This is a genomic window from Billgrantia saliphila (assembly GCF_002930105.1).
GTDB lineage: Bacteria > Pseudomonadota > Gammaproteobacteria > Pseudomonadales > Halomonadaceae > Halomonas > Halomonas saliphila.
On record NZ_PJRN01000023.1, the window covers coordinates 14,897 to 35,938 of the forward strand.

Consider the following 21,042-nt stretch of genomic DNA (forward strand, 5'->3'; position numbering starts at 1 on the left):
GCGGTATGTGGTTCTAGGATTAGCACGCCCGGGCACAGCTAACAAACCGGGACTGTAGCGATATGTGACTCAGCGGTTCAGTCGACCCGCCACCACCCGGGCAGAAGGCGGCGGACGTCGGGGCGCCGGAAGCGGTCGTCCAGCAGCACCAGCGTGCCCCGGTCCTGCGGATCGCGGATCACGCGACCGGCAGCCTGAACCACCTTGATCAGGCCGGGAATACGGTACGCGTAGGCGTCGCCGCAGCCGAAGCGGGTCTCCAGCCTGGCCTTGAGCGCCTCGTTGAAGGGATCGAAGGGCGGCAGCCCCAGGGTGGCAATGAAGGCGCCGATCAAGCGGTCGCCGGGAAGGTCGACGCCCTCGCCGAAGGCGCCACCCAGCACCGCGAAGCCGATTCCGCGGCCGCCCGGCCGGAAACGGGCCAGGAAAGCATCGCGCTCGGCCTCGCTCATGCCGCGGGTCTGCGCCCAGGTCGGCACGTCGGGTTGTCTCTCGGCCAGGCGCGCCAGCACTCGCTCGAGATAGGCGAAGCTGCTGAAGAAAGCCAGATAGGGGCCAGGCTGGCGACGATACTGGTCGGCCAGCTCGGCGACGATAGGATCGAGCGAGGCCTCACGGTCACGAAGGCGGGTCGAGATGCCCCCCGGGATACGCACTTCGAGCTGCTCGGCGCGAAACGGCGTCGTCACCGTCTGCCAGACGCAATCCGACGGTAATCCCAGCAGGTCGCGGTAATAGCGCGGCGGGCTCAGCGTGGCCGAGAACAGCACCGTGCTGTGCGCCTGCGCGAAACGCGGCGCCAGAAAATCGGCCGGCACCAGGTTGCGCAGGCCGAGCACTGCCTGGCCCCGCCCGGGTTGGCTCAGATCGCACAGCGAATGGTCGCCGAACGTCTCGGCCAGGCGGATGAACGCCAGCGCCTCGAACAGCCGCTCCTGCAATGCCGCATCGGCGCCACCGGGGTGCTCGGCCAGGTAGTCGGTGATCGCCACCGCCGCCTGATTTAGTGCTGCCACCAACCGCTGGGGCAGGGCCGCAAGTACGCCATAATCGGACGACTCCGCCTTCGCCGCGCCCGACTCGCGCTGCTCGCGCACCAGGCCCTGCCACTGGCGAACCAATCGGCCCATCGGCTTCACCAAGGGCGCGGGTGCACTGCGATGCAGTCGGGAAAAGGCACGCTGATCGAGCTCGGCGCTGTACATGCCTCGCGCCCGGTCCACCAGATTATGAGCCTCGTCCACCAGCAGCGCCAGGCGCCAGCCATTGGCCTGGGCCAGGCCGTGCAGCAGGGCGCTGCTGTCGAAGTAGTGGTTGACGTCGCCCACGCAGACATCGCTCCAGCGTGCCAGCTCTTGACCCAGGTAGTACGGGCAGATGTCATGCTCGAGAGCCACCTCGCGCAGCGCCTCGCGGTCGAGCCAGCCGCGGGCGACCGCCGCCTGGCGCGCCGCCGGCAGCCGGTCGTAGAAACCCGCGGCGAGCGGGCAGGCGTCGCCGTGGCAGGCCTTGTCGGGATACTCGCAGGCCTTGCTGCGTGCCACCAATTCCAGCACCCGCAGCGCCGGCCGCCCGAATTCGCCCTCTTCACATGGCTCGGCGAGCTCCAGTTGAGCCAGGGCATCCAGTGCCAGACGCCGACCCGGCGTCTTCATGGTCAGGAAGGCAACCCGGTCGATTCGCTGGCGTGGCATCGCCTTGAGCGTGGGGAACAGCGTCGCCATGGTCTTGCCGATGCCGGTGGGCGCCTGCGCCAACAGGCAGCGCCCGGTGGCCGCCGCCTTGTAGACGCTCTCCGCCAGCTCACGCTGGCCGGAGCGGAACTCGGCGTGAGGGAAGTGCAGCGCTGCTAGCCACCGGTCACGCCGCTCGCGATGACAGCGCTCCTGCTCGGCCCAGTCGAGAAAACGCCGGCACTGCGCCGCGAAGAAGGCGTTCAGCTCGGTGGCCGTTGCCGCCTGGGTCAGCAGCGTCTCGCGCTGGGTGGCGATATCGAGATAGACCAGCGCCAGGGTCACGTCGTCGAGCCCACGCTCGGCGCACAGCAGCGCCCCGTAGACCTTGACCTGGGCCCAGTGCAGGGCGCGCTGATTGGCCGCCATGCGCGAAAGGTCGCCGCGGTGGGTCTTGATCTCCTCGAGGCGGTTGCGAGCGGGATCGTAACCGTCGGCCCGGCCGCTGACGACGAGCCCCTCATAACGACCGGAAAGCGGCAGTTCGGTCTCGTAGTCGTCAGCGCGGCGGCCCGCCACCAGCGCATGCCCCTCGATCCCCTCGCGTGCGCTGGGCGATGGCGTAAATCGGTGATCCAGATCACCTTCTCGAGCGGTGAAGTCGCACAGGGCGCGCACCGCCACACGATAGTGCGGGGCTTGGGCGTCGCTCATGGCGCCGCTCCATCCTGCCAGGTGACGTGGCAGACGACGGCGGGCACGCCGTGCTGGCGAAAGAACGCCAGCCAGCGCCGCTGGTTGTCCTGCAGGCGATCGCCGGGGCCCTTCACCTCTATCAGCCGATAGCGCGGCCCCTTGTCTTCACCAGGCAGGAATTGAATCAGGTCGGGCAGCCCGGCCCGATTGGCCTTGAGATCGCTCAGCAGCCGCTCGAAGCAGGCCTTGAGATGCTGCGCCGGCAGGCAGGCAAGCGCTTGTTCGAGCAACGCCTCGTCGAGCCCCTCCCAATGGACGAAAGGGGATGCCAAGCCGTGCTTGGCGTGCCAGGTCGAGAGAATCGCTTCGGCGTGGCTGCCGTCATCGAGCCGGGTCAGGCAGGCATCGAAGCGCTCGCGCCGGCGGGCGACGAAGTCATCGTGGTACAGGTCCGCGGGGCCACGGTGGAACGGATGGAAGAAGGCACCGGCCAACGGCGCGAAGAGCGCCGGCCAGCAGAGCAGCCCGAAGAGGCCGGAAAGCAGCGTATTCTCGACGTAATAGACCGGCGCGTGCGGTCGATGCAGGTGATCGCGCACGGCACATTCCACGCCGCTCCAGATATCCGACGCGGGACAGGGCAGGCAGAGGTCCAGGCGTGTCGGGGTCGCTTCGAGCCGGCGCGGCGTAGAAGGCAACCCCAGCCGACGCCGCAACCTTGGCAGCAGACGCTCGAGCGCCTGGGTCTCCTGCTCGCTGGCCTGCGGTGCCGCCAGCACGGACGCCAGCGCATGAGCCAGCTCGTGCTCGCCCTGCCGCTCGAGCAACCGCAACCGGCGAATGCGTGCCTGGACCTGGCCTCCCGGCCCCTCGCCTCCCAGCTCGTAGAGGCGCAGCGCCAGCGCGTAGCGGGTTTCGCGTTCAGCCGCCTGTGCCAAGCGGAACCACAGCCGGCCGCGGCGCTGCGCCAGCCAGGCGTTGTCCTCGGGCAATACAGGGACTTCCTCGGCCAGCGCAGCGGGCGACTCCCCCTCCTCCAGTCGTTCGCGCAGGCGATCCAATGCCAGGTAGGCATCCACCTCCTCGCGACGCCGAAAGGCGCGCGAATCGGGTGTCAGCTCGACCTGTTCGAAACGCTGCAGGCCGAGCTCGGTGAGTACGAACTCGGCCCAGTCCTGGCGCAGGTTGCCGAAGAACATCAGTCGCAGCCGATCGCACAGCGGCATAACCGCCAGCCGCACGATATGCTCTCCAGACAATGCCTCGCCTGCGCCGGGCCACCAGTCGCCCAGCCGGCGCGCACCGGACAAGCGCGGCGTCAGCGCCTCGCACAGCGCCGCCTTGCTCGCCGAGCGCGGCAGCCCTGCGGCGGCGGCCTCCTCCGCCAGCGCCTGGCGCAACTCGGCCAGGCGCAGCAGATGAAACAGCTCGGCCAATGACAGCGCCGGTTCGGCTTCGACCCAGCCGGCCGCGAGCAGCGGCGCCAGCGCACGCTCGGGATCGCCGATCTCGGCATAGGCGAGCTTGGACGTGCGGAAGCACTCGCCCTTGCGCATCACCATGCGTACCAGTAGCGCACCGGAGGCTCGCGGCAGGGCATCGAATGCCGCCAGGAAATCATGCTCCTCCGGGGTTAACAAGTCACCGTGGCGCTCACCCACCCAGCCGAGTACGAAGCGGAAGTTCGCCAGGTAGTAGAAAGGGTCGTCGAGCGATGCGGTGACCGGAGCGGCCGTCAGGATACTGTTCATGTATCCATGATATCAGCCCTGCAGTCCCTCGCCAGCCTCGATGTTCAGCGAACGCTCGCCGCGGAATCAAGTTCACGAGCGCTCTTCTTGTTGGCGCTGGCGATACCCTTCGGGACGCGGCGCCCCCACAGTGTCGGCGGCATAGGCGCCGCGCTCCCCCTTCGGCCGCTCCTCGCCTGTCGTGGTGTCGCGCCGGGTCTGGCGCTCCATTTCAGCGTTGATCTCGGCGCCCAGCAACACGACGAACGAGGAAAGCCAGAACCACAGCATCAGCACCACCACCGCCCCCAGCGAACCGTAGAGCTCGTCCATCCGGGCGAACTGGCTGACGTAGAGTGACAGCCCTCCGGAGCCAACCAGCCACATCAGCGTCGCGACCACCGTACCCACGCTGACCCACTGCCAGCGCGGTGAGCGGCGATAGGGGCCGAAGCGATAGAGCACGGCGATGACGAACATCATCATGAGCAGCAGCGCCGGCCAGCGAAGCCAGGTGATCAGCGTGATCAGATCGGGGTCCAGCGCCAACCACTCGACGGCCAGCGGGAACAGGGCGATGAAGCTGGTCGCCACCGCCGACATCACGACCAGTCCGACCGTCAATGCGGCTACGACCAGCAAACGCTTGAACCAGCCGCGCTTTTCCCCTTCGCCGTAGACCACGTTGAGGCCGACCATCAGCCCGCGTACCCCCTTCGAGGCGAGAAAGATCGCCACCACCAGGCTCAGCAGCGCGGTCAGGCTAAGCCCCCTGTCGGTGTTCTCGCCGACCTCCCGGGCCTGCTCGTTGATGAGCCTAGCCCCGCCCGGGGGAATCAATCGGCTCAGCTCGCCGATCTGCCGGGCCATCTCCTGCGGATCGAGCGCCAGCGCCCACAGCGAGATGACCGCACCGATGGCGGGAAATAGCGAGAGCAGAGCATAAAAGGCGATCGCGGCCGCCAGCATGCCGACCCGATCCTCCGATGCCGCCTTCACGACTCGCCAGGCGACGTCCAGCCAACCGGGCCCGGGAATCTGGCTCGGCTTGGCGGCACGTCGACCGCGAAGAAATCTCGTCATGGCGTTCCCTGTTGTCGCTGTGCCGGCCTCAGCACCATCTGCGTATCGCGTATCTCGATATCGAAGCGGTTCAGAAAGCTCATGCCCAGCAAGACCACGTCGCCTTCGAGGCCCGGGCTGATGGAACCACGCACCTCGGAGGCAGTGAAGCCTCCGAGGCTGACCTCGTCGAGCCAGGTCAGGTCGCCGCGCACGCGACCGTTGGCCGTATGGAACCAGGCCGAGCCCACCGGCTCGAGCGCCAGCCGCTCGGCAAGCTCGGTGGGCACGGCGACGTAGGTGGCTCCTGTGTCCAGCAGGAATTCCACCGGTTCGTCATTGATGCGCCCCGAAGCGACGAAGTGTCCCGCCCGGTTACGCTTGAGCACGAGCGGCTCGCCGGCGGTAGTGATTAGCTGTGCGTTGGGATTGCGCTGGGTCTCGAGATAGCCATGAAACCACCAGCTGCCAACGGCAATGAACGACACCCAAAACAGCAGCATCATGCCTATTCCGGCCCCTCGGACCGACCCATGCTCTCGGCTCATCGACCCTCCCGTTTCAGCGGGCAGGCCCGCGCTTTGACACCTATGATGGCGCTGACTTTACTGAGGACGCCAATACCGTTTGGCGCACCGCCCCTTCAAGGCGCATGACCGGACGTTTCGGCTGTCGCCGACCGCTCTCTTCCAAGCGACGCTCACAGCCACCTCGACAACAACAAGGATAGCCACATGCACGACAGCAACGCATCATCGCGCACCCCCGACACGCTTCACGTCAATCATGGACGGTTTGCCGGCCTCGTAGTGGCCGGTGCGCTCATGTTGGCCGTCACTGCGGCAACGGCCTGGGACGGCCAGGTGGAGAAGCAGGTCTTCGAGATGCCCGAGTACACCACCACCGGGGGTGAAGCCATCGGCCCGGTACGCATCGGCTGGGAAGCCTACGGCACACTCAACGAGGCAAAGGACAACGCCATCCTGATCACCCATTTCTTCTCCGGTACCAGTCATGCCGCCGGCCGCTACGCCGAGGACGATCCGGCGCCCGGCTACTGGGACGCCATCATCGGCCCCGGCAAGCCGCTCGATACCGACGAGTACTACATCATCGCCTCGGATACCCTGGTCAACCTCAACGCCCACGACCCCAACGTGATCACCACCGGGCCGGCCACGCCCCACCCCGACACCGGCGAACCCTGGGGCACGGACTTCCCGCTGGTCACCATCCGCGACTTCGTCGAGGTGCAGAAGGCGCTGCTCGAGAGCCAGGGTATCGAACGCCTGCATGCGGTAATGGGCGCCTCCATGGGCGCGCTACAAGCCTACGAATGGGCCAGCGCCTATCCCGAGCGCGTCGAGCGACTGATACCTGTCATCGGCGCGGGGGCGGCCGACCCCTGGCTGCTCGCTACCCTGAGCGCCTGGGCCGCCCCCATCCGTCTCGACGCCAACTGGAACGACGGCGACTACTACGACGGCGAGCCGCCGCTGGACGGCCTGCGCGAGTCGCTCAAGCTGGTCACGCTCAATGCCAATCATTGGCAATGGGCCAACGAGACCTTCGACCGCAGCTGGGCCGACGAGCAGGCCGATCCGGCCCGCGACCTCGACGCGCGCTATGCCATCGAGCAGACCCTCGACGACATCGCCGCCGCACGCGCCGAGGTCGCCGACGCCAACCATCTCCTCTACCTGGTCAAGGCCAACCAGGCGTTTCTCACCGGTCACGGCGAGAGCCTGGAGGAGGGCCTGGCGCGCATCGATGCTCCCACGCTGATGCTCTACAGCGAGGACGATCTGGTCTTCGCCCCCGAGAGCGTGCGCGAGACTGCCGACATGATCGAGGCCGGCGGCACCCCGGTCGAGCAGGTCACGTTGGCGGGCAACCGCGGTCATCTCGACGGCGTGCTCGCCATCCAGCAAGCCGGCGACCGGATTCGCGACTTCCTGGCCGAGTGAGCCGTAAGGTCGCTGCCGGCTCACCCCAGCAGCGACCGCAGCAGCAGATACCCCCCCATGGCCAGCAGCCCGCTGAGAAAGACGCGCCGGAAGGTCGTCTCTGATAGCCGGCGACGCAGGCGCTGACCTAGCTGCATGCCGATCAGTGCCGGTACCACCGCCGCCAGAGAAAGCCCCGCCAGTTCGACGCTGAGCAGGCGCTGCCCGCCCATGGCGAGGCCCAGTGCCGTGGTCGTGGCCACGAACAGCACGCCCATGGCTTGGATCAGCATGTCGCGCGGCAGATCCAGCGCCTGCAGATAAGCCACGCCGGGAAACACCGAGGAGCCGGTCATGCCGGTGAGCAAACCGGTCAGACCGCCGTTGATAGGCCCGGCATGACGCCCGCGAGCGACGACCCTGCCGATCTCCAGGCGCAGCAGACCGGATAGCGCGTAGAAGGCGATCAGCACACCCAGCAGTGCCGAGAGCCAGCGCACTTCGGCCCTCGCCAGGATGGTGACGCCCAGCCATACGGTCACCACCGAGGCCAACAGAAAGCCCCACAGGCGACGCAGGATCGCCGTCAGATAACCGCCCACCAACGCTTGCCAGACGTTGGTGACAATGGTCGGCGCCAACAGCAGCGCCATCGCCGATGGCAGGCCCACGGTCGCCGTCAGCAGGGCCAGCGAAACCGTCGGCATGCCCATGCCGATAACGCCCTTGACCATCCCGGCCAGCAGGAAGGTTGCCGTCACCAGCCCCAACAGCAGCAGGTCGGACGCTGCCACTCAGCCATCTCCCTGCGGCACTTCGCCGTTGCGTCTCTCCCAGTCGCTTGCCGCCTGCTGGCCACGCGCCTGGTCCACGGCCAGGCAGATCAGGATGGCAACGACGAACAATCCCACGCACAGCAGGATCGAACCCTGCAGCCCCACCACCGACTGCAGCAGTCCCAGACCGATGATGCCGATCACCCCGGCGAGCTTGTTGGCCAATCCCCAGAAACCGAAGAATTCGGCGGCCTTGCGCGTCGGCGAGAAGAGCCCGACCAAGGCGCGGCTGGCCGACTGGCTCGACCCCAGCGACAGCCCCGCCAGACACCCCACCACCAGGAACAGGTGCTGTGCCTCCCAGCCGAGGCCGAAGGCGCCGTTGAGGAAGGCGGTGACCTCGGGCGTGGCCCAGATGGCGACGACCGCCGCCACCCAAAGCAGCAGTGTCAGCTGATAGGTGAACTTGGTGCCGATACGGTCCTGGAGGAAGCCGAAGCCCAGTGCCCCCGCCGCCGCGGTGATCTGCACGATGATGAACATGACGTTGCGGACCGACTCGTCCCAGCCGATCACCTGGGCACCATAGATGAAGGCGAAAGCAATGATGATGTAGACCCCGGCCATGGAGAACAGTAGCGACACCAGGAAGATGCCGAGGTCGCGGAAGCGTCTCAGCTCGTGCAGTGTGGTGGCGACCCGCTGCCAGGCGATCTGGCGATAGGTCATGGCATGCGGCTGTGGCGTGCCGCGCTCCTTGACCCAGAGGAAGGTGGGAATCGCGGTGACGAGGAAGAACGCCGCGGCGAACGGGCCCACCCAGCGGATGCGTTCGAAGTTCTCCGCCGTGGCTTCGCCCAGCGCCACCAAGGTGAACCCCGCGGCGCAAAGGCCGCCCACGTAGCCCAGCGCCCAGCCGAAGCCGGATATCTTGCCGAGATCCTCCGGCGGGCCCAGGTCGGGCAGGAAGGCGGCGATGAACGATTCACCCATGGAGTAGGCGTAGTTAGACACCACGAGCAGCAGTAGCCCCAGCATGATGTAACCCGGCGCCACGAAGTAGAGCAGCGCAGTGGCCACTACGGTGACCACGTAGCTCACGAACAGGAAGCGCTTCTTGGCCGCCCGGTAGTCCATGATCGCACCGCATAGCGGGCCGGTGACGACCACCAGCAGGTAGCTCGTGGCCAGCGCCACGCTCCACAGCAGGTTGGCCAGGCGATAGCCATCGTCGCGGTCGCCAACGATGACGGTGGTGAACAGTTCGCCGAAGACCACCGTGATGATCAGCAGCGTATAGGCCTGGTTGGCGAAGTCGAACATTGCCCAGCCCAGGATCTCCTTCTTCGACGCCCGCTGTCTGGACGACGTCTCCCCCACCACCGGAATCACGCTCATCTGCTCCTCGCCTCCTTTCCCTGCGAGACTTGCACGAAAGCGCCTAGCCTAGCAGGTATCCGTTGACGAAATGACGTGCTCCGAGCTTTCACTACACTGGTAAGGGCACTCGCAACCGGAGGTAAGCAATGAAACATCGCTGGAGTGGCATATCCCTGCTGACGCTGGCCGCTTTCACCGCGGCTGCGTTCGCCGAAGAAGAGAGCGTGAGCACCGAACACCAGGAGCTGCGCCTGGTCACGATCGCCGAGGATTTCGACGAACCCTGGGGGCTGGCCGTGCTCCCGGGGGAACTCTATCTAATAACCGAGCACTTCGGTCGCCTCGTGAGCGTCTACAACGGCAAACGGCAGGAGGTCGGCGGACTGCCATCGATGTACGCCAACGACGAGGGCGGCCTCCACGACATCATCGCCTCTCCCGACTTTCCCGACACCGGCTGGCTCTACTTCACCTATGCCAACGGCGACGCCGACGCCACCGCTACGACGCTGGCCCGGGGCCGCCTCGCCGGAGATCAGTTGGTCAATGTAGAGGAGCTATTCAAGGAGAATCGCCCTTCGGAACCCGGCTGGCGGCACGGATCACGCCTGGCCTGGCTGGAGGACAACACCCTGCTGATGAGCATTGGCGACCGTGGCAGCCCGGAACGGGCCCAGGACACCGAGGACCATGCCGGTTCGATTCTGCGCATGGACCCGGCGGGCCTGGCACCCGAGGACAACCCCCTGTTTCAGGAGGCCGGCTATCTGCCACGAATCTATTCTTGGGGTCACCGCGAGGTGCAGGGCATCGCCACCGACCCCGAAAGCGGCGACGTCTGGGCCGTCGAGGCGCGACCCGACGGCAACGACGAGCTGAACCGGATCGAGCCGGGCGAGAACCATGGCTGGCCCGAACTCACCCTGGGCGAGGAAGCCGGTACCCGCGGCATTCTGGAAGAGGTCTCCAGCAGCTCGCTGCTTACCGACAAATCGCTGGTCAAGCCCATCCATCGCTTCGAGGATCCCATCGATCCCACCGGCCTGGCCCTGGTCCGCGGCGAGCGCTATCCCCAGTGGGACGGGGATCTCATCGTCGGCGGCCAGGAGAGCGAGAAACTCTATCGTCTCGATGTGTCGGGGGGGGAAATCGTCGAGGTGGAGCCACTGCTGACGGAATCGATCGGACCGGTTCGCGACGTTCGCCTGGGCCCCGACGGCTATCTCTATATTCTCACCGGCGGCTCGGATGGCGCTCTGCATCGACTCGAGCCAGTCGAATGACCCCGTCCCGGGCCGCCTGGGGACGGCGGGCCGGGGCAGCGTTCCCTTGGCGTGAACACGCCTTCTTCACTTCTGTCCTTCCCCCGGGCATTATCGAGGTTAACCTAAGTTATGTTTTGTCCGCCTCGGCCGGCTCTCTTGAGGGGAGTCGCGCTGGCGGACCAGGGCCAGGTAGCGTGCGACGAGGTATGCCACGCGCGTGAGTGATGGCAAGAATAACAAGCTGGAAAGGGACTCGGGGCGCATGAAAAAGTGGTTAACGCTATGGCTCCTGGCTCTGCCGCTCCCGGCAGTGGCCGGCCTGGAAGGCCTGACCTTCATCACCGAGGAGTATCCGCCCTATAACTACCAGGGCGATACGCGCCTCGAAGGCATCTCCGTCGAGATACTCGAGCGGATTTTCGAGGAGACCGGCACCGCGTTGTCTCGCCGCGACATTCTCTACCTGCCCTGGGCCCGCGGCTACGATACGGCTCTCTCCGAGCCCGGCACGGTGCTATTCTCGACCACCCGTACCGAGCAGCGCGAAGCGTTGTTTCAATGGGTGGGACCTATTGCCACCAACCGGGTGACGCTGATCGCCCGGCGCGACAGCGGCATCCAGTTGCAGGACATCCAGGAGGTGATCGAAGGCGATTATCGCATCGCCGCGATTCGCGAGGATGTCGGCGCCCAGCGCTTGCAGGAGGCCGGCGTACCGCCCGAGCAGGTGCAGATGGCGATGTCGAACGTCAGCGCCCTGCGCATGCTGGAACGAGGAAGGGTCGACCTGTGGGCCTACGGCGAGGACGTGGCGTTCTGGCTGATGCAGGAACACGATCTGCCCATCACCGACTACATGCCGGTACTGACCATCAGCGAATCGGATCTCTACTACGCCCTGCATCGCGATACCGACCCAAGCCTGGTCGAACGCATGCAGGCGGCACTGGATCGTCTGCGTCAGCAGGGCGTCATCGGCGAGCTCCTCGGCGGTACCATCGCCTTCAATACCGAGGAGTACCCGCCCTTCAACTACGAGGATACCGACGGCACGGTCACCGGCCACTCGACCGAACTGCTGCGAGCGGCGCTTGACGATGCCGAACTCAGCGCCGACTTCCGCCTGCTGCCCTGGGCCCGCGCCTATACCGAGGCCCAACTGCGCGAACGCCACTGCGTCTACTCCACCACCCGAACCCCCGAACGCGAGCCGCTGTTCACCTGGGTCGGCCCGCTGGTATCCAGCACCTGGGCCGCTTACGCGCTGGCCGACTCCGCCGTCGAAGCCGCCTCGCTTGCCGAGCTGACGAAACTACGCGTCGGCAGCTTCCGCGAAGATGCGGTGGGCCAGTTCGTTGCCGGCCGCGGGGTGCCGATCGTGGTGTCCAGCGCCGAACGTGAGAACATCGGCCGCCTGCGAGCCGGCATGATCGATGTCTGGGTGACGGGAGAGCAGACCGCCGAATTTCTCGCCGAGGAGGCCGGCGTGGAACTGCACCGCCTGTTCGATTTTCAGGAGGTCGAGCTCTATCTCGCCTGTCACCCTTCGGTCCCCGACCCCTTCATTGCCCGACTGCAGGCGGCTCTCGATCGCCAGCTGGCTGCTCAGGCCGCCACGCAACCCGCGCGTAACGGCGCCGAGAGCACGCCGTGATGCGTCTTGGCGGCGTGGGCCGTCAGTCTCACAGCCGCAGCCTGACGGCCAAGCAGGCGCTGCTTACCCTTGCCATAGCCCTGCTGCTCAGTGTCCTGGCCGGAGCCATCGAGCTCGCCCTGGACGCACGCAAGATGCGCCAGGAAATCGTTCACCAGACGCAATATCGTCTGGAGCTGGTCGACGGCACCGCCGCCGAGGCCGCCTTCCAGCTCAATCCGGACCTGGCCAACCAGGTCATCGAGGGGCTGTTCGGCGGCGGACGGGTGGCCAGCGTCATCCTGCGCGACGACTTCGGACGCATCATGGCGGAACGCTACCGGGAGTACGAGGCGCCTTCCGGCTGGCTGACCCGGGCCCTGTTCGGCGACATTCTCCACTATGTCGAACTCCTCGAATACCACACCGGAAGCGGCTCATTGTCCGAGCCGGTGGGCGAGCTGGAGCTCACGCTGGCGCTGGATAGCCTGGGCCGCGACTTCACCGAACGCAGCCTGCTGATCTTCTCGCTGGGCGTCGTCAAGGCGCTGGCCATTGCCGCCCTCCTGGCCGTCGCGTTTCACGCCTACATCACCCGGCCGTTGCTCCAGGTGCACGATGCCATCGTCAACGCCGACCCGCGCCAGCCCGGGCGCTGGCCGAAGCCCGCCATGGGCGGCCACGCCAACGACGAACTGGGGCACCTGGTGGAGAGCCTCGATGAGCTGCTCAACGCTTTCCAGCAAGGGCTCGAGCAGCGCGACCGGCTCCACCAGATATCCACCATGGACGGGCTGACCGGCATCGCCAATCGTCGCCGCTTCGACGACTTCCTGGCCCAGGAGTGGCAGCGCGCCCATCGCTGCGGCCACCCACTGTCGGTGATCTTCCTCGATATCGATCACTTCAAGGAGTTCAACGATCACTACGGTCACGTGGCCGGCGACGACACCCTGCGCGCCATGGCCGAAGCATTGACGCGGGTGGTCAACCGCGCCTCGGATCTGGTGGCCCGCTACGGCGGCGAGGAGTTCGTCTGCGTACTGCCCGACACCGACCTGGAGGGCGCCCGACAGGTCGCCGATCGCATTCGCCGGGCGATCCACGACCTGAACATTCCGCATGCCCACTCCACCCAGGCCGGGCGGGTCACGGCCAGCCTCGGCGTGGCCAGCGCCTTTCCCGCCGACGGCAGGAGCAATCGCGAGGCGCTGCTGGCCCAGGCCGACAGCCAGCTCTACCGCGCCAAGCATCAGGGACGCGATCAGGTGGCCTCGCACAGCTGAGATTCTGGGCAGGAACCTCCGGGTACGCGTAGACTCGATAGGTAAGTCCCAGCCAGAGGCACCCACCATGAGCAGACGCGATGAGTTCGTCGAGCGGATGAAGGCTCAACTGGACGAATGGAATGTCGAGATCGACGAGCTGGCCGCCAAGGCGCGGCGAGCCGGGGCCGAGGCCCAGACCCGCTATCACGAGGATATCGAGCGGCTGATGCGGCGCCGGGACGAGACCCGGCGGCGCCTGGAGGTGTTGCAGTTCGCTAGCGAAGCGGCCTGGGAATCCCTGCAGGAGGGGCTGGAGGACGCCTGGGAACTGATGCGCAAGGCGCTGCGCGATGCCTACGCTCATGCTCCGGATCGTGGCGATGACGGCCCGAGGCGTCGCTCTTCGGGAGGCTCGCCCTAGGCCCCATCCGGTCGGCTCAGCCCCGCTGTCGCTCGCTGTCGTCCTCGTCCCGCGACACAGGGCTTTCGTTGTCGGGATGCACCTCGCTGCCGCGCTGCAGCTTCTCGATCGCACCGCTGCCCTGGCGCGCCAGCACTGCCAGCCGGTCGATCTGGGCGTCGAGGCGCGGAAGCGCCTCCTGCCGATAGCGCGAAAGATCGTCGATCGCTCCCATCACATCGCCGAACGCCTGCTCCAGCGCCTGCATGTCGAGCTGCGCCGAGGCCGCGCGGGTCTGAATCTCCACGCCCTGCTGACGCAGCGCCTTGGCCGTCCCCGCGATCATTTCCGAGGTGGTGGTGTTGAGTGATTCGACGCGATCGAGCACCAGCCGCTGATTGGCCAGCGCCAGGGCGACCGCCACCGCCACGGTCAGCGCCGATACGGTGACGTGGATTGCACGATCGACGCCACGCATCAGCTCGCGGTTATTGCGGATGATCACTTCCAGCGCCAGCACGCCCTGCTGGCTTACCGCCAACTGCTGCTGCAGGTCGACGATGCGCTGGCGCAGAGGGAAGAGCAGCTCCTCCTCGATGAAGGCGCGCTGCGGGTGGTCGTCGCCCAGTCGCGTCAGCGCCTGCCCCAGGCGCCGGTCGATCAGCCGGCCCAGGTCGATCTGGCGCTGCAGCCTACCGAGCAGCTCCCGCAGGCTCTCCTGATCGTCGTTGAGGGTGATGTTGTCGCGATACAGCATGTCCCGCCCCGACTCCAGGTCGGCGATGATGGCGTCCAGCGCCTGCTGGGCGTTCTCGAACTTGCGGAAGTAGCGCTGCATGCGGCTGCCGGCACCGGGTATGCGGGCCAGCAACCGATCCAGCGGGCCCGACGCCAGCCGGTGCTGCTGGGGATCGAGCTCCTGCATGCGGCCGCGCAGGTCGATCAGCGCCTTGGCCACCGGCCCGCCCTCGTCGCCCTGATGCGCCAGCTTGCGCAGCGGTGTCTGCAGCATTTCGCTGTGGTGGGCGGCCTGCTGCTGCAATTCGAGCCCCATCTCGTCCACCGCGCGCCGCTGGCGATCGAGCGCGGCGCCATCGCCGCTGGCCAGCACCTCCTCGACGAAGCGATCGGCCATCGTCTCGAGTTCGGGATCGTCGATCTCGACCTCCGCGCTTTCCACCGGCTCGGGAGCGATCTCCTCCAGCTCCCTGGCGATCTCCTCCACCGGCGGCAGCGAGAGGGGCGAGCCACGTTCGGATGGCTGGTTCATGTTCGTCTCCCCTTCACAACGCTTTGCTGACATTAAGCCATAGTCGAGCCGGCGCATCAGCGCCGGTCACTGCGACTGTATCGCTCCGCCCGGCCGATGAAGCGCCGCAACTCCTCCAGCGCCTGATCGGTCGCCAGCGATGCCTGGGGACGTCCCGTCTCGACCCGCGCCAGCGCCACCGCGGCATCGTCGAGCAGGGTGAGGGCCGACTCGTTGCGCGCCGCCAGCCGCCGCAGGCGCTTGTCGGTATCCTCGATCAGCTCGAGGCGACGCTTGAGGGCGATGCGCTCCTCGATTGCCAGCTGGCTTCCTTCCTGCTCCAGCCGGCGCCGCACGTAGGCTTCGTCCAGCCCCATCACGCCGCGCGCCTGGGCCGCCATGGAAGTGAAGGTATCCACTACACCGAGACATACCTCCCTGACCAGCCCCTGCGAGCGCTCGTAGGCCAGCTCGCTGCGATCGAAGCGGGCGCCGAGCACCGTCATGACATGGCAGTAGCGGGTGTAGCAACGGTCGACCTGAGTCGCCAGATCCGGGCGGCGCGCCTCGAGCAGCGCCTGCTTGGCCCGGCACAGCGCCAGGATCAGGTCGTCGGCGTCCGCCGGCGGGTGCGCCGGGTCGAGTTCCGCCACGCCCGCCTCGCGCGCTTCATGCTCGCGCTCGGCGCGACGGCGCTCGGCCTCGGCTTCGAGGCGCTCCCGCAGCCGGCGCTGATGCCGCCGTGCGCGCCAGCGGCGCCAGCCCCGTTCGACCGGGAGCGACACCCCCACCGCCACCAGCCCCGCCAGCCAACCGCCCAGGCTCGGCCCGAAGCCTCCCCACAGCGAAGTCAACCACAGCACCGTGCTGATGAAAGGCACCAGCAGGCAGTAGCGGAACAGCACTTGGAAACGGGTGGGATTGTCGGTGGGCAGTGCCAGGCGCGGGTTGGCCAGGCCAACCAGGCACCATGGCAGGCAGGTAACGAACAGTCCGTATGCGAATCCCTGCAGAAATCCCAGCATAAGCCTCGTGACTCAGCGACCTGAGAGTAATGCCTTGAGTGTACGGGTGCGCGCGGTGGCAAGCGAGCCCTACGCGACTCAGCGACACAGGCCGAAGCTGCGCATGCCGAAGTGGAAATGGTCGGCGTGGGCCTGGTTGTAGTCGGGGCCGAGCACGTTGCCGAACAGGTCGCAGGCGCCGTCGCGGGCGGCGCGCAGAAAATCGCCGCGTGTCCCCTCGTCGTCCCAGTGGCGCCGCAGCGACACCTCGCGGCCATCGGCCAGGTGAAACGTCGCCACGTCCAGCGCCTCGGCGGTGGCATGCTCGCTCTGGCGCTCGTCCTCGCGCCCGTTGACCGCGCGACAGGCGAAGCTGCCGTAGTGATCCACGCGGGACACGCGCGAACCGAAATGCGCCTCGGCTGTCGGCTGCAGGCGATGTCGCTCGTAGAGAGCCCAGGCCAGGGCCAACGGGCAGGAAGCCACGAAGCTGGCATTGAACGTCACGCCGGCGCGCTGAACACGCACCACGTTCTCGAGTGGACAGCCGGCCACCGGCTCGTGATCCTCCAGCGGCGTGATGCGAAGTTCATCGCCGGGGGCGGTGCCTAGCGCCGCCAGACAGCCCTCCGGGTCGTCGTCCAGGCGCCGCAGCTTCCAGCGCGTCACGGGCGTCAGGGGATCGTCCAAGGCTAGGGGTTGCCATGGGTGCCAGTGGCGCGGGATGCGCTCCCCGTAGCCCCACCAGGTCAGGGTCGCGAATAGCGGCACGAGCAGCACGAACGCTAAGGACCGCACGTCAGCTCAGCCAGAGGTGCAAGGCCAGCGCCACGCCCCCCACCAGCAGGGCCGTGATCACGGCGATGTCGACCGCACGGTCGAGCCAGCGATCGAAGCCGCCGGGACGCCGTCGCGGCGGCTGGCGTCGGCGGGTGGCGCCACGCGGAATCGGGCCGCGGCCCGAGCCGATCAGAGACATGGTAGCGATCCGGTTCCCCATTTCCGCTGAGCTTACGGCTTGCGCCGTCGCCTGACCACTGCTGCTTGCATCAACCGCCTTCACGACGATTGATCCTGCGATTGATCACGTTGGGCGCACGCCGCAGACGCTCCTGTTCGCCCAGCAGCTCGGCCTCGAAGGCGTCGGCGCCCACCGGCGTCTCGCCATGGCGGCGGTAGAGCTGGGTCAGCATCGCCTGGCGGTCGGCGCGCAGCTCGCGCATCAGCACGAAGAGCATGCCGTAGAGGATGAAGGTGAACGGCAGCGCCGACAGCACGGCGGCCGACTGCAAGCCGGTCAGCCCGCCCGCGGCGATCAGAGTGAAACAGATGGCGGCGATCAGCACACCCCATGCCACCCGCTTGTACAGCGGTGGGTTGATCGAGCCGTTGTCGGTCATCTGGGCGACGATGTAGGAGGCCGAATCCGCCGAGGTCACCAGAAAAATGAAGATCAGCAGCATTGCCACCATCGATAGCGCGCCACTGAAAGGCATGCGCTCGAACATCTCGAACAGGGCCACGGTGATGTTGTCCGCGGTGGCCGCCGCCAGGCCGACGTCGCCACCGAGCTCCATGTGCAATGCCGCGCCGCCGAACACACCGATCCACAGGCAGGCCAGTAGCGGCGGCACGATCAGCACGCCGAACACGTACTCCTTGATGGTGCGCCCGCGCGAGACCCTCGCCACGAAGGTGCCCACGAAGGGTGACCAGGCGATCACCCAGGCCCAGTAGAAGATCGTCCAGTTGGCGCCCCAGGCGTTGTCGCCGAAAGGGGCGATGCGCAGGCTCATGCCGACGAAGTTCTGCAGGTAGTCGCCGATGCCCAGGGTGATGGTCTCGAGAATCGCCACCGTCGGGCCGGTCACCAGCACATAGAGCATCAGTCCGATGCACAGCAGCATGTTGAGATTGGAGAGCCGCCGAATCCCTTTGTCCAGGCCCGACCAGGTGGACGCCATGTAGGCAAGGAACATGGTGGACAGGATGATGAACTGCCACAGCCGGTTCTCGGGCAGCCCGAACACGGCGTTGAAGCCGCCGTTGAGCTGCAGTACACCAAGCCCCAGCGAGGTCGCCACCCCCATCACCGTGGCCACTACCGCGAACACGTCCAGTGCCGGCGCATAGGGGCGAATGCGCGGATGCTTGGCCGCGATCGACGACAACACCGAAGAGACCAGCCCGGCCTGTCCCTTGCGAAACTGGAAGTAGGCGATGATCAAGCCCACCAGCGAGAAGGCCGCCCACTGGTGGACACCCCAATTGAAGTAGCTGTACTGGATGGCATAGCGCGCCGCTTCACTGGTCTCGGCCGGCAGGTCGCCGTAGGGCGGTTCGACATAGTGCAGCATCGGCTCGGCCATGCCATAGAACACCAGTCCCACGCCGAAGCCCGCCGCGAGCAGCATGCTGACCCAGGAGAAGAAGCTGAAACTCGGTGTGCTGTCCTGGGGGCCCAGGCGGATCTTGCCGTAGCGACTGAACGCGAGGAACATCAGGCAGATCACAAAGCCGAACACCGACAGCAGATAGAACCATCCGAACAGATGGGTCACGCCCGCAAGTGCGGTATCGGCCGCGCTGCCGAAAGCGTCGGGAAAACTGGCGCCTATCGCCACCAGCGCCGCGATGATCAGCGCCGAGACGGCAAAGACGCGCTGCCCTCCATGGTTGGCCATGTACAGTTCCTTCTGTTTCGTCCATGAATGACTTCATCCTATCAGTCCACCCGCGAGGGCACACAATCCGCTATCGCGATTGGCACTTGGGGTGACAAACCATTGCATCGAATCGCTTCCCAGACGATTCTGGAGAAACCCAGCAGGCTAAACATATCCGACCAGGGCCGATACCATGTCCCGACTTCCCCGGACTCCCCTCTCCGTGCTCGACCTGGCGCCGATCCGCCAGGACGGCACCATCGCCGACAGCTTCGCCGAGAGCGTGGCGCTGGCCCGGCTGACCGAATCGCTCGGCTTCACCCGCTACTGGCTGGCTGAGCACCACAGCCTCGACGGCATCGCCAGTGCCGCTACCGCCGTGCTGATCGGCCATCTCGCCGGCGCCACCACGCGCATCCGCGTCGGCAGCGGCGGCATCATGCTGCCCAACCACCCCCCGCTGGTGATCGCCGAGCAGTTCGGCACCCTGGAGACGCTGTATCCGGGCCGCATCGACCTGGGACTCGGCCGCGCTCCCGGTTCCGACGCCGCCACCATGGCCGCCCTGCGCCGCGACCCCTACGCCGGTGCCGAAAACTTCCCCGAGCTGCTCGCCGAGCTGCAGGGCTTCCTCGACGAGGTGCAGCCTGGCCAGCGCGTCCACGCCGTGCCCGGCCAGGGCACCCGGGTGCCGATCTGGCTGCTCGGCTCCAGTGGCTACAGCGCCCAGCTCGCCGCCCGCGAGGGGCTGCCGTTCGCCTTCGCCGCCCAGTTCGCTCCCGGCTACCTGCACGAGGCGCTCAGGCTCTACCGCGATAACTTCCGCCCCTCGGCGGTGCTCGAGCGCCCCTACGCCATGGTCGGCCTGCCGGTGATCGCTGCCGAGAACGACGAGCAGGCCCAATTTCTCGCCTCGACCACGCGACAGAAATTCCTCGGCATGGTGCGCGGTCGGCGTACCCGCTCGCTGCCGCCGGTGGAGACGCTCGACTGGACGCCGATGGAGCGGGTCCAGGTGGAGCAGTTTTTGGGCGCCGCGGTGATCGGCGGCCCCGATACCGTACGCGATGGGCTCGAAAGCTTCCTCGAGCAGACCGGCGCCGATGAGCTGATGCTCAACACCGACACCTACGCCAGCGCGGACCGCCTGCGCAGCTACGAGATTGTCGCCGAGGTGTGGCGATCATGAGTGCGCCGACTCCCGGCGCCCACCTGGACCGGGCCGGCATCCTCTCCGGCATACGCCGCATGGCGCCGCTGTCGCTGTTCGTCGTGGTGTTCGGCCTGGCCTTCGGCGTGGCCGCCCTGTCACGCGGCCTCACCGGCCTGGAGGCGCTGCTGATGAGCGCGCTGGTGTTCGCCGGCGCCTCTCAGTTCGCCGCCCTCGAACTGTGGGGCGCGGAGATTCCGCTGCTGCCGCTCATCGCCACCACCCTTGCCATCAACGCCCGCCACCTGCTGATGGGGGCGGCCATCCAGCCATGGTTGGCGCACCTGCCGCCAGCCCAGCGCTACGGCAGCCTGGTGCTGATGAGCGACTCCAACTGGGCCATGGCCGCCGCCGATCGTCGAAACGGTGAAACCAACGTTGGCATGCTGGTCGGTGGTGGAATCGCCCTGTGGTTGACCTGGGTTCTGGGCACGCTGCTGGGAGTGATCTTCGGCAGCGGCATCGAGGAGCCGCAGCGCTTCGGCCTCGACGTGATCATGGGCTGTTTCCTGCTGACCATGCTGGTAGGCGGTCGTCGCGACCTCTCCATGCTGCTGCCGTGGACGGCCGCCGCGTTGGCCGCTCTGGCGGCAATGGCCTGGCTGCCGGTGCACTCCCACGTGATCGTCGGCGCGCTGGCCGGAGGCCTGGCCGGCCTGCTGCTGCCTTCGCGCGGGGAGCGGGAGGCAGCCGCATGACCTTGCCTTCGACGACGGCGGGAGCCGTCATCGCCATCTTGGTCATGGCGCTGGTCACCTTCCTGACCCGCGCCGGAGGCGTATTCGTAATGTCGCGAGTGCCCATCGGGCCTCGGGTGGAACGCTTCATCAACGCCATGGCGGGTTCGGTACTGGTGGCGGTGATCACGCCCATGGCCGTGCAAGGCGACTGGGGTGCCCGCCTGGCGCTGCTCGCCACCCTGGGCACGATGCTGACATTGCAAAAGCCGCTGCCCGCCATTGCCGCCGGCATTTTCACCGCCGCCCTGTGGCGACTGGTCGCATAGGTCAGGGGGAACGATCCCTGCCAGGCAACCTCAAAGGAACAGCCATTCCGCATGCCGCTTCGCGGCAGCCTCACCGGA

General features: G+C 66.9%; 19 protein-coding genes. 8 read left to right on the forward strand and 11 right to left on the reverse strand.

The features are described from left to right. Nucleotides 1–77 precede the first annotated feature (77 nt). From CYJ07_RS18380 to CYJ07_RS18395, 4 genes are all read right to left on the reverse strand, one after another. A complete protein-coding gene (locus CYJ07_RS18380; RefSeq protein WP_104205174.1) occupies nucleotides 78–2,387 on the reverse strand; it encodes an ATP-dependent DNA helicase in 2,310 nt (769 codons plus the stop codon). Continuing rightward, entirely contained in the window at nucleotides 2,384–4,120 is a 1,737-nt protein-coding gene (locus tag CYJ07_RS18385; RefSeq protein WP_104205175.1) for a VRR-NUC domain-containing protein, read from the reverse strand. The genes CYJ07_RS18380 and CYJ07_RS18385 overlap by 4 nt, the downstream gene beginning before the upstream one ends. Nucleotides 4,121–4,192: 72 nt before the next feature. Then, nucleotides 4,193–5,182 (reverse strand): YihY/virulence factor BrkB family protein, encoded by a 990-nt coding sequence (locus CYJ07_RS18390; RefSeq protein WP_104205176.1) that lies wholly within the window; start codon nucleotides 5,180–5,182, stop codon nucleotides 4,193–4,195. Then, nucleotides 5,179–5,709 carry a retropepsin-like aspartic protease family protein gene (locus tag CYJ07_RS18395; protein ID WP_104205177.1) on the reverse strand — a complete coding sequence of 177 codons (531 nt, stop codon included), beginning with the start codon at nucleotides 5,707–5,709 and terminating at the stop codon, nucleotides 5,179–5,181. The genes CYJ07_RS18390 and CYJ07_RS18395 overlap by 4 nt, the downstream gene beginning before the upstream one ends. Before the next feature lie 186 nt (nucleotides 5,710–5,895). Between CYJ07_RS18395 and CYJ07_RS18400 the strand changes: the two genes are divergently transcribed. After that, a complete protein-coding gene (locus CYJ07_RS18400) occupies nucleotides 5,896–7,128 on the forward strand; it encodes an E22 family MetX-like putative esterase (protein ID WP_104205178.1) in 1,233 nt (410 codons plus the stop codon). Nucleotides 7,129–7,148: 20 nt separating this feature from the next. Here the strand turns inward: CYJ07_RS18400 and CYJ07_RS18405 are convergent, their stop codons facing one another. Together CYJ07_RS18405 and CYJ07_RS18410 are read right to left on the reverse strand one after the other, a co-directional pair. Further along, nucleotides 7,149–7,901, reverse strand: a complete 753-nt coding sequence (locus CYJ07_RS18405; protein ID WP_231489690.1) for a sulfite exporter TauE/SafE family protein — start codon at nucleotides 7,899–7,901, stop codon at nucleotides 7,149–7,151. Further along, nucleotides 7,902–9,281 carry an MFS transporter gene (locus CYJ07_RS18410; protein WP_104205179.1) on the reverse strand — a complete coding sequence of 460 codons (1,380 nt, stop codon included), beginning with the start codon at nucleotides 9,279–9,281 and terminating at the stop codon, nucleotides 7,902–7,904. Between the two features lie 128 nt (nucleotides 9,282–9,409). Here CYJ07_RS18410 and CYJ07_RS18415 point away from each other — a divergent pair, with 128 nt between their 5' ends. The 4 genes from CYJ07_RS18415 to CYJ07_RS18430 all read left to right on the forward strand — a co-directional run bounded on the left by CYJ07_RS18415 (nucleotide 9,410) and on the right by CYJ07_RS18430 (nucleotide 13,850). Then, a complete protein-coding gene (locus tag CYJ07_RS18415) occupies nucleotides 9,410–10,546 on the forward strand; it encodes a PQQ-dependent sugar dehydrogenase (RefSeq protein WP_104205180.1) in 1,137 nt (378 codons plus the stop codon). Nucleotides 10,547–10,790: 244 nt separating this feature from the next. After that, the gene (locus tag CYJ07_RS20675; RefSeq protein ID WP_231489691.1) at nucleotides 10,791–12,182 is read left to right on the forward strand and encodes a substrate-binding periplasmic protein; all 1,392 of its coding nucleotides are present in this window, start codon (nucleotides 10,791–10,793) and stop codon (nucleotides 12,180–12,182) included. After that, nucleotides 12,182–13,447, forward strand: a complete 1,266-nt coding sequence (locus CYJ07_RS18425) for a GGDEF domain-containing protein (RefSeq protein ID WP_197038429.1) — start codon at nucleotides 12,182–12,184, stop codon at nucleotides 13,445–13,447. Before CYJ07_RS20675 ends, CYJ07_RS18425 begins: the two co-directional genes overlap by 1 nt. Nucleotides 13,448–13,514: 67 nt before the next feature. Further along, nucleotides 13,515–13,850 carry a sll1863 family stress response protein gene (locus CYJ07_RS18430; protein WP_231489692.1) on the forward strand — a complete coding sequence of 112 codons (336 nt, stop codon included), beginning with the start codon at nucleotides 13,515–13,517 and terminating at the stop codon, nucleotides 13,848–13,850. A 16-nt stretch (nucleotides 13,851–13,866) separates the two neighbouring features. Here CYJ07_RS18430 and CYJ07_RS18435 read toward each other — a convergent pair whose 3' ends face one another. The 5 genes from CYJ07_RS18435 to CYJ07_RS18455 all read right to left on the reverse strand — a co-directional run bounded on the left by CYJ07_RS18435 (nucleotide 13,867) and on the right by CYJ07_RS18455 (nucleotide 18,766). Further along, a complete protein-coding gene (locus CYJ07_RS18435; RefSeq protein ID WP_104205181.1) occupies nucleotides 13,867–15,099 on the reverse strand; it encodes a toxic anion resistance protein in 1,233 nt (410 codons plus the stop codon). 56 nt (nucleotides 15,100–15,155) lie between these two features. Next, nucleotides 15,156–16,103: a cobyrinic acid a,c-diamide synthase gene (locus CYJ07_RS18440; protein ID WP_104205182.1), complete on the reverse strand. Its 948-nt coding sequence runs from the start codon at nucleotides 16,101–16,103 to the stop codon at nucleotides 15,156–15,158. 78 nt (nucleotides 16,104–16,181) lie between these two features. Then, nucleotides 16,182–16,880, reverse strand: coding sequence for an extensin-like domain-containing protein (locus CYJ07_RS18445; protein WP_104205183.1), 699 nt, complete (start codon nucleotides 16,878–16,880; stop codon nucleotides 16,182–16,184). Between the two features lies 1 nt (nucleotide 16,881). Next, nucleotides 16,882–17,061, reverse strand: a complete 180-nt coding sequence (locus CYJ07_RS18450; protein WP_104205184.1) for a hypothetical protein — start codon at nucleotides 17,059–17,061, stop codon at nucleotides 16,882–16,884. Nucleotides 17,062–17,131: 70 nt separating this feature from the next. Continuing rightward, nucleotides 17,132–18,766, reverse strand: coding sequence for a BCCT family transporter (locus tag CYJ07_RS18455; protein ID WP_104205185.1), 1,635 nt, complete (start codon nucleotides 18,764–18,766; stop codon nucleotides 17,132–17,134). 175 nt (nucleotides 18,767–18,941) lie between these two features. On the opposite strand from CYJ07_RS18455, the gene CYJ07_RS18460 reads away from it, so the two are divergent. The 3 genes from CYJ07_RS18460 to CYJ07_RS18470 are packed head-to-tail and all read left to right on the forward strand — an operon-like array spanning nucleotide 18,942 to nucleotide 20,964. Beyond that, entirely contained in the window at nucleotides 18,942–19,937 is a 996-nt protein-coding gene (locus tag CYJ07_RS18460; protein WP_104205186.1) for an LLM class flavin-dependent oxidoreductase, read from the forward strand. Next, a complete protein-coding gene (locus CYJ07_RS18465; RefSeq protein ID WP_104205187.1) occupies nucleotides 19,934–20,656 on the forward strand; it encodes an AzlC family ABC transporter permease in 723 nt (240 codons plus the stop codon). The genes CYJ07_RS18460 and CYJ07_RS18465 overlap by 4 nt, the downstream gene beginning before the upstream one ends. Continuing rightward, nucleotides 20,653–20,964 (forward strand): AzlD family protein, encoded by a 312-nt coding sequence (locus CYJ07_RS18470; protein WP_104205188.1) that lies wholly within the window; start codon nucleotides 20,653–20,655, stop codon nucleotides 20,962–20,964. The genes CYJ07_RS18465 and CYJ07_RS18470 overlap by 4 nt, the downstream gene beginning before the upstream one ends. Nucleotides 20,965–21,042: the final 78 nt, after the last annotated feature.